Source organism: Paenibacillus sp. V4I5, assembly GCF_030817255.1.
GTDB lineage: Bacteria > Bacillota > Bacilli > Paenibacillales > NBRC-103111 > Paenibacillus_E.
The window spans coordinates 6,022,426-6,035,808 of record NZ_JAUSZB010000002.1 but is presented as its reverse complement, the minus strand read 5'-3'; the positions used below and the strand labels follow the sequence as shown (position 1 = coordinate 6,035,808).

The following is a 13,383-nucleotide window of genomic DNA, read 5'->3' as shown; positions in this document are numbered from 1 at the left end:
TCGTCTGGGTTCCTACGTATACGTTCTTCTCACTAAGACACAACCCATCCGTACATCCGTATCTTCTCGCTTCTGCGTCCCATCATCAATGCAACTTCCTACGTGAGTCTCATCCATTCAGGGCAACTCATGTCAGCACCATATCGACCCCGCATTACCTTGACTATGCCACCACATCCTTCAGCCGACACAATTTGTCCCATCCTATCCTGTCCTATCCTATCCTGTCCTGTCCTGTCCTGTCCACGTACCTGTATCTCATCCCATTGACATCTTCCATCCAACGTCACCTCACTTTGCGTCCAACCCAACTTTTCACCACCTCTATGGACACTATCCCCATCACTCAGAAATTAGAAAAACATTCGATTTCTAATTAAATTTTTCCATTTTCCCTTGAAATAAGATCATATGTTTGGTATATTATTAATAGGAACATATATTCTCATTTCTGGACAAACGGAGAGATGCATATGAATTTTGCAAGTATGTCACTTGAGCAATTTCAAAATCATTTTTCCACTGACAGTGCTTGCATTGAGTATATTTTTCATACTAAGTGGCCTGAAGGTTTTAGCTGCCCGCGTTGTAAACATAGCCATGCTTATGTGACAACTACCCGTCGTCTTCCGCTTTACGAATGCAGTCACTGTTGCCATCAAACGTCTCTTATATCCGGGACAATTATGGAGGGAAGTCGAACTGGACTGAGTAAATGGATGCTGGCTCTTTTTCTTTTCTCCCGTACAAATAAAGGTACGACCGCAATCGAACTTTCTAAATTTATCAAGGTTACTTATAAAACAGCTTGGCTAATCTTGTATAAAATCCGTTCTATGATTCATAGCTCCGATGATCAAACTCCGCTTTCGGGCTCAGTTTGTATTAATTCGGCTATCTACGGACGACCTTATAATCCTTCTGTTCACAAACACCAGCAAGAGCATCTTCTTCTTATAGGCTCATCAGTTAATGAATGGAATGAATCTACCTACCTCAAAATCAAGCATGTTCTTCTTACGAATCCAAAAGAAAGACATATTCCTCGATTTGAAACAAAAGCCTTTCAACAACTGCACATAGAATCAGATATCCAAAATATTGAGATAGTTACAGGTTTTTATACCCACACACGACTTCGACCATTGCTCGTATTCGCTAAACAAGCTAGTAAATGGATAAATAACACCTTCCATGGCCTCGGACCCAAACATTTACAAAAGTACTTAGACGAATTTAGTTATCGACTAAACCTTTCTTCAAAAAACAAACCTATTTTTGCCCATTTAGTTCAACTCTGCTTCAAACCCGCTAGCTACTAATAAGACAAATAGTAGTATTAAATTTGGTCATTCAATTTTCAATTTCTGTAATTATAGAAATAAAACTAATGATCAATTGACGAAAAACTTGATCACGTATACATACATTCATACATTCATACATTCATTCATTCTTTCGTTCGTATATTCATTCGTTCATTCTTAATGAATTCTTTCATTCTGAGTTAAAGGGATAGTGGACATAGGGGATTGGAAGTGAAAGACCATCTTTGTTGAAAGCTTGGTCAAGTATTGGATTCATAGTTTGGAGTTGGGTGCTTGGTGCTTGGTTCTGGGTTCTTAAATGGAGTAAAAAGCTGAACCCCTTAACATCTAGGAGTTCAGCTTTGTTTCATTTTATAATTTCTCGGAGTTCGTCCCAAGATACAATCCTAGGTAGGTTCAAGTGCTGATTATACGATCTATCTTTCACATATAAGTTCAATGGGAGGTGGGTCAAGGTTTCCAGAACGGCCGGTTTATCATCGAAATAATAATCCAAGTTCAGTTTTTCAATAATATGTACTTTCTCGGAATCACTCATCCCACAATAAAAATGTCCCTCAACTACCGGGAAACCGTTGGCAATTAACCAGTTTTTTGTTCGTTCTGTATGCTCTTGGGCTCTTGCCGTAATATAGTAGACCTCATGACCTTGTTGTACTAATTCCTGCAAGATATCTACGGCATAAGGAAAAGAAGGACACTGCGAATAATAAATGTCGTCGCGGAGGCTAAACCAGAGCTTGCCTCCTTCTTCTTTCGTCAAACCGAAGGCACTGTGAATTTCCATCGTCGTTAAGGCATGGAACGCATCCAACCCAATATTTTGCTTTAGCTTCTGGTTATAAATATGAAAGGCATGTTCTCTTAAATTAATAAGTGTATCATCGATATCAAAGCCGAATTTCAAGGTTAACTCCTCATTTCACGGATATACTAGGCTGCCGGAGCATTTTCCTTTTTATATTTCCCCCTTATTCCTTCAATATAAGTCCGAAAAGACTTGCAAAAACAGAGGCTTGTCCCCTCGAAATGATGCAGCCGCGCAAATCCTCTATACTCACACCTAAACTTGTAAATTCACAGCTGCTGATATCAATACCCGCAAGCTTAACACCCGTGAATTGTGCCCTGTCCAGCTGACAATTATCGAAATACACTTTTTGCAGCATGGATTCGTAGAAATCGGCATTTAAAAGCGAGCACTCCTGAAAAACAGTCTGCTTGAAATTAGCCATTCGAAAGGTCGTATAATCGGCTAAGCATGTATGAAATAAGACATTTCGGACGGTTGCTTCTGTCAGGTCAATGCCAATGATTTTGCAATTTCTAAATTCAGTCCGATGGATTGTAGCTTGACCAAAATCAACGTTGGATAGATCGCATTTCTCGAAAATAACATCTGTTAGCTCTATGTCTTTCATCGATATCCGAGTGAAGGTGACATTACGAAATATCACTTTATCAAACGCGACTTTATATGCGGACTGATTGTCAATGATACAATCACTTATAATACCCGTATGAAAGCTATCTTCTGGCTGCATTTCCTCGTTGGGCAGTGTAATGGCTGGTATTTCTTTGGGGATTTTCGGTGTTTCAATTTTGGGAATGCTCATCTGGTACTCCTTTATAATCAAATGATAGGCAAAAAAATAAGCCTTACGGCTTTTTGAACATTTACTCTTTGGTATTTAAATCTCCCTTTATATTACCATCTCTTCTTCCCACCGGACAAATCTTGATCGCTTAACCCGTTCAATTTCTCATACGATTCTTTCCACATCACATAGATGGATTGAATCTGGATAAATTCCTGGTCCTTCGGTCCCGCTCCTTGCATGAACATGGCCTCTAACATTTGTTTGTAAAAAGTCATTCGTTTATGAATAATTTGTTTCTCCATATCAATAATTTCATCCAAGGTATGATAATCCATAAATGACTTTATATCGTCGGGAAGCTCTTCATCCAGTTCTTCTCTAGGTGAAGGAGTAGGTCTAGATGTAGACATGCTCGTTCTATTACTTAAATCAACAGTCGTCCGCAGCTCTGACAATTGGATATTCTCTTTCGCGCACATGACATGAAAATATTTATTTTTGAGCAGCTCATTAATCACAAGCTGACACATATCTTTATTCCGTATTAACATACCATCAAAGGGATGAAGTGTCCAAACATGATCTTTCTCATATATGTTGAAAGTGAACCATTCGTTGGCATACAAAATTCTGGTATTAATTGTAGACTCGTCAACAATCTCAAATGTAAAATCCAGCAACGTACAGCCCCCTCCCCAGCCTCACAGATCTTTTCTTATATTCTACCAAATCATAGCAAAAAAAAGAAACCTTTTCAGGTTTCATAGATGACTATTTTTCAATGAATTTGGACACATATTCTGCTTTTTCAGCGCTAGCTACGACAATGAGCACAATGATTATTCCTGAAAGTATAATCCCGCTTATTATCATCCTGTGCACCTTCTTTGACAGATTTGTTCATCTATATTCAAAGATATGATGCACGGTTTCTTTTATTCACCTAAATCCATAATAATGTATTTCTCAATATGACTGGCCAGAATGCCATAATTAGGCTTTTGGTTGTCCACATGTTTACCCAAAATTGATTTCACTGCTAAATAAGGGAAATTAATGCCAGATAGACAAGTCACATGCAGTCCGCCAGACATTCTCGGATTAATCTCAAGTAATTTAGGCACACCTTGATTGTACTTCACTTGAATGTTGTAATTAAACGGGATTTTGTAGGTGGCAGCCACCTGATGTGCGATTTCGATTAGCTCAGGCACTTCCTCAAGCAGTCTTAGCCGTCCGTCCGCTTTACGACGCGGCACAGCGGCAAGTAATTCCCCAGAAGCCGATGCTAAGCAATCGATGCTGTACTCAAAGCCGTTTAATAATTCCATCACCATCAAGTCCTCGAAACGATCTACGGATGATAAGGTCTTGTATACCTGTTCCGTAGAGAGATATGGAGTAACTGTGCCGAACAGGTCACTTAATGTATCCCGCTCATTGCTGATGATTCTGAAGCCCATACCGCCCTCGGCATTCGTTGGCTTCATACAAACCTGATGACCTTCACTTATGAGCGCCTCATAGGCCGTCATAAATTCATCTGCCGTATTGACCACATGATAATCAGGAATTGAAATAATGTTCGTTCCTCTGATGGCTTCATAAAACTTTTGTTTCTCCAGTAAGTTCTCTAATAGCTCAAGGTCACGACAAACCGTTACTTTCGTACCTACCTTTTCGAACGAATCAATATGCTTCGCTATCGCGTACATATGTAATCTGGGAATGAAGACATCAATGCCATGCTTTTTACAGAAATCCAAGGCAAACTCCACATAATCATCATCACCTAAAACAGGTTCGGTATCCGCGTAATCAGCCGCCTGTAGAGCCATATGGGTACGGTCCGGATGTGTGGCGTACATTTTGAATTGGACGCCATCCTCATTATTGCGAATGCTATTCATGTAATGAAAGGCTACTGAAAACCAGCGGTTAAACCATACTTTTTTCATGAGGACTCCTTTATGATACATAGATTCGTTTGCTCGATGTTTACGGATTCAACATACTTAAGTATTTCGTCCGAAGCGAAAATCCCGGATTCCTCGGTAAATGAGTAGTTCCCCGTCGATTGAAGCTGCTCTTGTCGAAATAATTCTCCGTGCCTAGGAGCGATCGAGAAATCAGCGAAATCAATTAAAATCTGATCCAAGAGGGAATCTCCAGATGCCACAACTTGGCGCTCCTCTGTTAACTGTTTGAGATGCTGAACGGCATCTCTTTTATTAACCACTTGGGGAACGACATAGACTTTTCTTCCCTGAATGGAAGTGCTCCAACCCATGCGCTGAAGTTCTGCACTCATCTGAGCAACTTCCTCAAGCGGTATCTTTGCCCGGTCAATGATATGTGAAAAAAATAGCTCGTCGCAGTAGCTGGAACTGAGGACCCATTCCGGACTAAGGACACGATCTAGCAGTATCCTGACATCCTGCACATGCTCACTTGTTTCACTAACGCGAGCAACTACAGAGGCTTGCCATTCCAAGTCGGTATGTCCATCTATCAGAATATTCCCGCCGTTGCTCGTAACGGCATAGGCGGGCTTCAACATTTGACTAATTAAATGGATACGATTGTACTGCTGCATGGTTCGTGTCGTTACTGGGATGAAAATGAGCTCCGTCATCAACTTCTGAAGCAGCTGGTAGGAACTAGAGGACATATATGATCTCACTTTACCGTCAATGAGCTCTGCTGTAATAATCCGATCGCCTAATTCTTCGGCACGCTCTAAAGGCTGGGAGTAGATTAACGTTTGATCTAAATCGCTTGCAAATATCATTCGGCATCTCCTTTCACGGATTTTATAATACCACAACAGGAATAAGTGAGACCTGGGTACACTTCTATTGGTACTTCCCTAGCTTTAGCTAAAAGGAGGATATGACGAATATTTGGATTATCTAATCGGTCTACTAATATCCGCCATGGCACTCTACGGAGCAGTACACGGGTCGTTTCTCCAACACCGGGTTTAATCAAGTTAATATCCGCAATCTGATACTCACTCTGAATCGCCTGGATATCTCGCAAACCTTTCCATGAAATCGTCGGAGGATGTTGGAGTAATTCCCGGGCACTATGCTGTGCTTCTTTCACTACCTCACCAAAAAAGGGCACAATCTCCGCAATAAAATGATTGGAGAGATCCTGGTCCAACCACTCCTTATAATATTTGGAACCATGAAAGTCATGCGGCCTAATGAGATCCTCGCGCAGCACCGTTCGACTCATTAAACCGGATACCACCGCATTCAAGCAGGCACTCGGAATCAAGAAGTCTTCCCTTGTTCCAAACATATCCGTACAATGGCCAGGATCAGCAAGTACAGCTAGATCGTCGTCCAGCTTGATCCCGTAATCTCGTTCCAGCTTGCTGCAAGCCTCTATAAGCACTTTACGGATTGCTCCCTTGCCGGTCCACCCGTCGACAAATTGTAGATTCGCTTCTGGATGCTTTTGCTTGATATAAAACAAAGCGTTCTCGTCAATCCCTTTACCTCGAATTATCGAGATGCTGTAATGGGGTATGTCCAACTGATGCACGTCTTGCAGGTAACGTCTTATTAGTATACCGACCGGCGTGCCCGCTCTCGCAAGAGAGACCAGCACCGTGTTCGGTCCTTTTTTATTTCGAATAAGCTCTGCCGTAGTACCGACTGCTAATGCAACCTTCTTGGCTGACATCTGCAGTGTCTCTCGGTACAATTTTAAATAATCAGACGTTGGTAGATGCTCTTGCGGTAGCATTTCTGAATAATGAGTTCCCGATTGAATGGCTAGTTCTCTCGCATCCATCGACTTTTCCAGCTTAACCTCGCTCAAATCTTTAAGCAGGAATGTCACATCGGAAGCTGGATAGCTGCCCAAGTGCACAGGCTCCTCTATTGGTTTGACTCGCCAATCTTCCATACTGCATTCTCCTTCCATTCAACCGTTTGAGGAGAGAAAATGACAATATGAATCCTTTTCAGCTCTCGCGTTTGAAGAATTTGAAGTAATGGCTGCATCGAAGCTGGATCTGCTTCTCGTTCCATAAATAAATAGAGATCGTCATACATGCCTACCGGTACATTATATAAGAAATGAGTGACATCTGGATCCTCCGGAGATGAGTACGGATAACCTACCTTGACGGCGTAATCCTCTTTATCAATGGTATGAATTGGACTCCTCGTCGTCGATTGGTAAGACAAACCTTCTCCCATTTCAGCGGCAATTCGCATGGGGATATACATAAACTCACCTGTGCCTACGCACAACGTCTTCTTACCTATACGAGTAAGTTTCAACAGCTTGGCGGCTTGAGATATCGAATGACCAGATTGTTCGCTTTCCTCCGGTGTAAGACCAAATCTTCCACTATGCTGTAAATAAGGATGTTGGCTCACATAAGGAGCATGAGCGAATAGATGATCTATATACATGAAGTGAATGGGTCCCATTTGATTTGGAATAGGAAGGACAGGCACTTGGGGGGTCAAGCTTTCAGATGAACCAGTTACTTTTACCTCACCTTTGACTAAGGAAAGCACGTGGATGGAGATACCTAACTCCAGTTCTAGCTTCAAAAACTGCTGCTGATCCTCTGGGGTTCTCCAATCAAGCAGAGCAAGGATGTAGTAGGTTTTCTTTGGAAATTTCCCCTGCATATCTCGAATAATGTTCAACGAGGTCTTACCTGTCGTAATTTCATCATCAACAAGGACAACAATCTCAGGATTTGTAAGCATTTGAGGATCCTTCGCGTAACAATAATGTGCCACCGCATGGGAATGCTCCTCACTGAAATTAATGATGGATGCCGATCCTTCGATCACTTCTCGCGTGGTATGAATATAGCTGCCCCCCTGACCAAAGGTTTCATAAACAGCATGTCCGATGGCTGTGGCAGTTTCAGCAAACCCTATAAAAGCAACTGATTGCGGCAAGCTTAAACGATAGGACATAATTTCTTTATAGGCCGTTTCGGCCTGAGAAGGATCTATAATGCCCTGAATGGCTTGAGGGATTAACTTCTGTGGCAAAGTACCTTTTAAGGCTTGTTGTAAAAGTAGTGCCAATGAAGCCCCGCTTAATAAGGAGGAATACGGATTCACAGGGATATGTTTCCCCAGCACTTTGCTAACAAACAGGAACGATCGTTTCTTATTGATTCTTGCCGCCATGGCGAACAGAGAGTCGAGGGGAATCTCAAATGGATTAGAGGTCAATGTCACTTGAAGCTCTAAATCACCTGCGATCTTATACGTATGCTCGATTATGCTTGAGCAATAATCCTTCATATTGTTGTTGTTCATGCAGCACCCCATAAATTTGTGATCGTAAGAGAATACGTCTAGCCCAGCTTAAATGAGGTTTGATTTCATTCATTTTATTGGCATATGCGCTCTTAATAACGCCATGATCGCCATTATTGTTCTTAATAATGCTTGTAGCATCCGTATACTCTTCATGAGTCACCGCGTATATCGATTGAACGGGTTTAATATGAGTAGGATGAATAATCGTCTTACCAATCATGCCGTTCTCTTTATCCATTATCACTTCGCGAACCAAACCTTTTTGGGGAAAATATTCCCATACAGGTCCGGAAATAACGTAAGATGCATCAACACGTCCAAATATATTAATAATGTCAGCAACACAATCTCGAATCGGTGTTATGTCATAAATGGTCATCTCTGGACTGCGTCTCAAACCAAATAAGCTGGAGAAATCCGTAGCCCCAATTCTTACATTAAGGACCAAATCCTTATACTTCTCTAGGATTTCTTTAATCATTTGAAGCGTATAGGTACGGCTTTCCTTATAAATCACAGGTCCAGACTCTAGAATTGGCAGACCATATAGCATAGGTGCAGAAGACGGTTTCTCGTCATTATAATTTTCTAGTATTTGAAAATAAGCCTCGCCATTGTCTGCAGTAAATTTCGGGAATACAAATCCCGTTAAAAGGGCTACGTTCTCTTCTAATCTTTCGATCAAATAGTTTAACTGATTCACACTTCTTACACGTACGAATAAAAGCGGAAGATTGTCCGTATGAAGAATTCCGACTTCAATGAAGGTGGCTAGCTGATTCATTTGATTCACCAATGATTCTTCTGCGGCATGAACCTCATTTTCACCAACGGCATCTTCCAAATCAAGAATAACAGAAACAAGACCTTCAATTTTACCAAAAGCGATATCTTCCGCGAACGTGGGACGTGTAGCAGGCATATAAAGTGCAGCACCAATGGAATAAGCTAGGATTTCTTTGCGCGAATGATTATGGAAGGAAGTCGGAGGTAAATAAAATAGAGCTTTCTCTTCATCCGCTGTTAAATAATTAAAATATCTCAATCCCGATTCCTCCCTCTTTCGTTTAAGAAACAATCCCCCCGTAAAGGAGGGATTGTCATTGTATAGTCGGTATATTAGCTAGCTGATTCCTGCTTGTCCTTTTTGCGAAGCAAGCTAAGAACAATCGTGCCTCCAAATAGAGCAATGATGACTGAGAAGAAGAGAATATGTGAGATATGGTAACCAAATGCACCTGCAATCATCTTAATACCGATAACGATAATAAGTATGAACGCTGTTTTCTCCAATTCCGGTATCTTGTCAATGAGCTTTAAGAAGACTTGAGCTACACCTCTCATCATAAGAACTCCCAAGATGCCTCCAAGGAATAACACCCATACCTTTTCACTGACGCCAAATGCAGCTAGAACACTATCGACACTAAAAGCAATATCCATAACTTCTACTGCTAATACCGTACGCCAGAAGGAAAGTCCTTTATTCTTAACTTCACCTTCACCATCCACTTCATGTTTCTTGAAGAAGAGATTACTGATGGCAATCCAGAGAAGATACGCACCGCCAAGCACTTTAATCCACGTAATTTGAACTAGGAAAGTACCTACCCCAATAGCTATAAATCTGAAAACGTAGGCACCTAGAAGCCCATAGAATAAGGCTCTTTTCTGCTGTTCCTTAGGTAAATGCTTAACCATAACAGCGAGTACTAATGCGTTATCAGCAGATAGTAAACCCTCTAGAAGAACAAGTGTACCGATAATTCCCCAGTTAACGGGATCGGTAAGTGTTTCTGAGAGCACTTCCCAACTAAAAAAGTTAAGAAAATTGTTAACAAAGCTTTGAAAAAAATCTGACATCCCTTGACCCTCCTGTATATTTCGCTAATTGTTTACTTATTTCCTGCAACCCATCTCATTCCCCATCCAAAGGCTTCATCTAGCACCTTATGACCGGAGAAATATTGAACAAGCCGCTCAATGCTAAATGTTTCATTATTTTGGTTACGAATTAATGCAATGGCACACATGCCCTGACGATTATCATGCTCGTTCAATTTCACTTCGATATCGGGTCCGCCATCCTGCTTAATGGAGACTACGCCATCAGCTTCAGACCAAGTTGTTGCACCCTCGTAGATAAAAGTGAAAATAAGGATGCGTTCAAATTCAGAGAGCTTATTTCCATTGATTCGAATGTTCTCACCTGTCGTTACGGATCCTGTACGATCATCACCGTCTAAGGCGATATATGGTTCTCTATGAAGTGAACCAAACCGGTTACCAAGCGCTTGAATAACGCCCTTCTCACCATTCTTTAATTCATATAAACAAGCTAGATCCAGATCGATCCCTTTGGTTTTACCGAAAAATCCACTGGGTTTCTTCTTCTGATTCCAGTTTAAATTAATGACAATTTCCCCGAGATTGCCTGTTGTCTTCTTCTCAAGACTAATGCGATCGCCCTTCTTCTTCAATTCAATCTTATTCAGATTAATTGGAGACGGAGGGATAAGAGGTGGTTTACTTGTTGGAGCTGGAGTTGAGACTGGGGGAGGCGTCGGTGTTGGATTAGGTACTGGGTTAGGTGTAGGTTCATCCTTAACCTCGATTCCGAAATTACCACACAGCGCTTTCAGCCCACCGGAAAAGCCAGATCCAATCGCACTGAATTTCCATTCCGTTCCATATCTATATAGTTCCCCTACAACAATAGCTGTCTCAACGGAGAATTGATTTCCTAATTCATATCGCAACATATCTTGCCCTGTGCTAGGATGAAAAATCCGTAAATAAGCTTGAGTTACTTGGCTGAATTGCTGCTTTAACTTCTCACCCTCATGAATGGTTAGTGTGATAGCAACTTTCTCAACATTGGCTGGAACGTTGGAAAATTGAATAGAAAATTGCTTCTTATCGGTCCCTTGAGAGGGCCGATCGATAAAATTCACACCGCTTTTTGTTGGATTGTTGTAGAATACCAGCTGTTCGTCATTGTCTACCTTCCCATTAGCGCCTAACAAGAATGCTGAGGTATCCAGATCTATGTTCGCAGGAGAGTTCCATCCGAGTCCAATACCAATCTGTGAGAGCCCCGGATTTGTTTTTGTAACATCCGTCTTTTGGCCTTTGACAAGAGATATATGCATAAGGGCTGTCCCTTCCGTACTCAATAATTGAAGGGTGATGCCTTGCTCGCACCACCCCACCTGTTTCTGAATTTACTGGGCATCAAGTCCGTAGTTTTTACAAAGGGCTTGAAGACCACCTTGAAAGCCACTTCCTACTGCTTGGAACTTCCATTCTTGACCTTGGCTGTCTCGGTACAATTCACAAATGACAACGGCAGTTTCTACTGAAAAGTCCTCGCCCAAGTCATAACGTAAAATCTCCCGATTCGTTACCTCATCAACAAGACGAACGAACGCATTCGATACTTGTCCGAAATTTTGGTTGCGATTCGATCCATCATGAATCGTAACAGCTATTCCTACTCGGTGAATATGCGCAGGGATTTTGGAGAAATCAACTCGGATTTGCTCGTCATCCCCATCACCATCACCTGTACGATTATCGCCGGTGTGCTCAACGCAGCCATTGACACCAACCAAGTTGTTGTAAAAAATGAAGTCCTCAAGCCCTTTGGCTTTACCTTCAGCATGAAGCAGAAAGGCTGACGCATCCAAATCGAATGAATGCCCACCACTATATTTGTTCGTATCCCAACCTAATCCGATAATCGCCTTACTCAGGCCAGGGTTCGTCTTGGTTAAGTCAATTCTTTGACCTTTGGACAAGCTGATTGTCATTGCTGCATCTCCTTAGAGTTTTCGCAAGAAAACTAGCATGATAAGTAAAATCTTAGGAAGTTTGCAAGCCGTAATCGCGAGCTAAACCTGCAAGACCGTCTTTGTAGCCACTACCGATTGCGCTGAATTTCCATTCGCCAGCGTTACGGTACAATTCACCGATAACTACGCCTGTTTCAATGGAGAAGTCTTCTCCTAGATCAAAACGAATCAATTCTGCGCCTGAACCTTCGTTAAGAATACGAACGTAAGCATTGGAAACTTGTCCAAAGTTTTGCGCTCTTGCTTCAGCATCATGAATTGTGATGCAGAAAGCAATCTTCTCAGTTTCAGCTGGTACTGCGCTTAGATCAACACTTACTTGCTCATCGTCGCCATCGCCAGCACCTGTACGGTTGTCGCCGTTATGTACGATGGACCCATTCGAATTCTTCGGGTTGTTGTAGAAGATGAAATCTGAATCAGATCCTACTTTACCGGAAGCATTTACAGCGAAAATGGAAGCGTCTAGATCGAAGTCTTTACCGCCATCATATTTGTTCGTGTCCCAACCTAAACCAACAACAACTTTAGTTAGACCTGGGTTTGTTTTCGTTAAATCTACTTTTTGACCTTTGGATAGTGAAATTGCCATTGAATATGACCTCGCTTTATAGGGGATTTGGTGTTGCTATTATTGATAACGTTTAACTAATTGTCCAACCGTTGTATCCGTGCTGCCTTCACCAATCGCGTTGAATTTCCATTCGCCGCTATGACGATAAATTTCACCAACAATCAGGGATGTTTTACCTGAATAATCTTCGGTCAGATTAAACTTGATCAATTCTTGTTTATTCGAATCATTCACCAACCGGATGTAGGCGGATTGAACGAGACCGAAATCTTGCTTTCTATTCACGCAGTCGTAGATATTAACAACGAAAACGATCTTACTAACATCCGCAGGAACTTGTCCTAAATTAACAGATACTTGCTCATCATCGCCATCGCCTTCCCCTGTGCGGTTATCACCGGAGTGAACAACTGAACCATCAGGGCTTTGCAAGTTAGCGAAGAAAACAACATTCTTCTCTTTAGTTAATTTCCCATTCTCATCTAATAAGATGACGGAAGCGTCGCAATCAATTTCAACAGCTGTTTTCTTGGATCCGAAGAAACCTTTCTTCTCCACAACCGCAGGATCCCAACCTAGTCCAACTACAACTTTGGAAAGACCCGCATTACCTTTTGTTAAATCAATTTTCTGACCTTTGACCAAACTAATTGTCAACGAGGTCACCTCCCTTCATATCCTGTATTAGTACACTCTTTCATTTGATACGGATAA

14 protein-coding genes are annotated in these 13,383 nt (G+C 41.6%); 1 reads left to right on the top strand and 13 read right to left on the bottom strand.

The genetic code is table 11. The features are described from left to right. Positions 1-473: 473 nt before the first annotated feature. Entirely contained in the window at positions 474-1,322 is an 849-nt protein-coding gene (locus QFZ78_RS29655; protein ID WP_307552877.1) for a transposase, read from the top strand. A gap of 352 nt (positions 1,323-1,674) precedes the next feature. Here QFZ78_RS29655 and QFZ78_RS29650 read toward each other — a convergent pair whose 3' ends face one another. The 13 genes from QFZ78_RS29650 to QFZ78_RS29590 all read right to left on the bottom strand — a co-directional run bounded on the left by QFZ78_RS29650 (position 1,675) and on the right by QFZ78_RS29590 (position 13,326). Continuing rightward, positions 1,675-2,235 (bottom strand): 5' nucleotidase, NT5C type, encoded by a 561-nt coding sequence (locus QFZ78_RS29650; protein ID WP_307552875.1) that lies wholly within the window; start codon positions 2,233-2,235, stop codon positions 1,675-1,677. Positions 2,236-2,299: 64 nt separating this feature from the next. Further along, positions 2,300-2,944 carry a pentapeptide repeat-containing protein gene (locus tag QFZ78_RS29645; RefSeq protein WP_307552873.1) on the bottom strand — a complete coding sequence of 215 codons (645 nt, stop codon included), beginning with the start codon at positions 2,942-2,944 and terminating at the stop codon, positions 2,300-2,302. 92 nt (positions 2,945-3,036) lie between these two features. Beyond that, the gene (locus tag QFZ78_RS29640) at positions 3,037-3,609 is read right to left on the bottom strand and encodes a hypothetical protein (protein WP_307552871.1); all 573 of its coding nucleotides are present in this window, start codon (positions 3,607-3,609) and stop codon (positions 3,037-3,039) included. A 255-nt stretch (positions 3,610-3,864) separates the two neighbouring features. Continuing rightward, a complete protein-coding gene (locus QFZ78_RS29635; RefSeq protein ID WP_307552870.1) occupies positions 3,865-4,887 on the bottom strand; it encodes an ATP-grasp domain-containing protein in 1,023 nt (340 codons plus the stop codon). Then, positions 4,884-5,720, bottom strand: coding sequence for an HAD family hydrolase (locus QFZ78_RS29630; protein ID WP_307552868.1), 837 nt, complete (start codon positions 5,718-5,720; stop codon positions 4,884-4,886). Before QFZ78_RS29630 ends, QFZ78_RS29635 begins: the two co-directional genes overlap by 4 nt. Next, on the bottom strand, positions 5,717-6,850 hold the full coding sequence (locus QFZ78_RS29625) for a cysteine protease StiP family protein (protein ID WP_307552866.1): 1,134 nt from the start codon (positions 6,848-6,850) through the stop codon (positions 5,717-5,719). Before QFZ78_RS29625 ends, QFZ78_RS29630 begins: the two co-directional genes overlap by 4 nt. Continuing rightward, a complete protein-coding gene (locus tag QFZ78_RS29620) occupies positions 6,823-8,238 on the bottom strand; it encodes a phosphoribosyltransferase family protein (RefSeq protein ID WP_307552864.1) in 1,416 nt (471 codons plus the stop codon). The genes QFZ78_RS29625 and QFZ78_RS29620 overlap by 28 nt, the downstream gene beginning before the upstream one ends. Beyond that, a complete protein-coding gene (locus QFZ78_RS29615) occupies positions 8,183-9,286 on the bottom strand; it encodes an HpcH/HpaI aldolase/citrate lyase family protein (protein ID WP_307552862.1) in 1,104 nt (367 codons plus the stop codon). Before QFZ78_RS29615 ends, QFZ78_RS29620 begins: the two co-directional genes overlap by 56 nt. Before the next feature lie 74 nt (positions 9,287-9,360). After that, complete coding sequence (locus QFZ78_RS29610) at positions 9,361-10,104, bottom strand: TerC family protein (protein ID WP_307552860.1); 744 nt, start codon at positions 10,102-10,104, stop codon at positions 9,361-9,363. Between the two features lie 32 nt (positions 10,105-10,136). Continuing rightward, positions 10,137-11,393 (bottom strand): TerD family protein, encoded by a 1,257-nt coding sequence (locus tag QFZ78_RS29605; protein ID WP_307552858.1) that lies wholly within the window; start codon positions 11,391-11,393, stop codon positions 10,137-10,139. Positions 11,394-11,465: 72 nt separating this feature from the next. Next, the gene (locus QFZ78_RS29600; protein ID WP_307447598.1) at positions 11,466-12,053 is read right to left on the bottom strand and encodes a TerD family protein; all 588 of its coding nucleotides are present in this window, start codon (positions 12,051-12,053) and stop codon (positions 11,466-11,468) included. A gap of 52 nt (positions 12,054-12,105) precedes the next feature. Continuing rightward, the gene (locus QFZ78_RS29595) at positions 12,106-12,687 is read right to left on the bottom strand and encodes a TerD family protein (protein WP_307552857.1); all 582 of its coding nucleotides are present in this window, start codon (positions 12,685-12,687) and stop codon (positions 12,106-12,108) included. Between the two features lie 39 nt (positions 12,688-12,726). Next, positions 12,727-13,326: a TerD family protein gene (locus QFZ78_RS29590; protein WP_307552855.1), complete on the bottom strand. Its 600-nt coding sequence runs from the start codon at positions 13,324-13,326 to the stop codon at positions 12,727-12,729. Between the last annotated feature and the right edge of the window lie 57 nt (positions 13,327-13,383).

Coding starts and splice junctions, on each gene's coding strand:
- QFZ78_RS29655 (WP_307552877.1), top strand. CDS start 474: ATGAATTTTGCAAGTATGTCACTTGAGCAATTTCAAAATCATTTTTCC.
- QFZ78_RS29645 (WP_307552873.1), bottom strand. CDS start 2,944: ATGAGCATTCCCAAAATTGAAACACCGAAAATCCCCAAAGAAATACCA.
- QFZ78_RS29635 (WP_307552870.1), bottom strand. CDS start 4,887: ATGAAAAAAGTATGGTTTAACCGCTGGTTTTCAGTAGCCTTTCATTAC.
- QFZ78_RS29630 (WP_307552868.1), bottom strand. CDS start 5,720: ATGATATTTGCAAGCGATTTAGATCAAACGTTAATCTACTCCCAGCCT.
- QFZ78_RS29625 (WP_307552866.1), bottom strand. CDS start 6,850: ATGGAAGATTGGCGAGTCAAACCAATAGAGGAGCCTGTGCACTTGGGC.
- QFZ78_RS29620 (WP_307552864.1), bottom strand. CDS start 8,238: ATGAACAACAACAATATGAAGGATTATTGCTCAAGCATAATCGAGCAT.
- QFZ78_RS29610 (WP_307552860.1), bottom strand. CDS start 10,104: ATGTCAGATTTTTTTCAAAGCTTTGTTAACAATTTTCTTAACTTTTTT.
- QFZ78_RS29605 (WP_307552858.1), bottom strand. CDS start 11,393: ATGCATATATCTCTTGTCAAAGGCCAAAAGACGGATGTTACAAAAACA.
- QFZ78_RS29600 (WP_307447598.1), bottom strand. CDS start 12,053: ATGACAATCAGCTTGTCCAAAGGTCAAAGAATTGACTTAACCAAGACG.
- QFZ78_RS29595 (WP_307552857.1), bottom strand. CDS start 12,687: ATGGCAATTTCACTATCCAAAGGTCAAAAAGTAGATTTAACGAAAACA.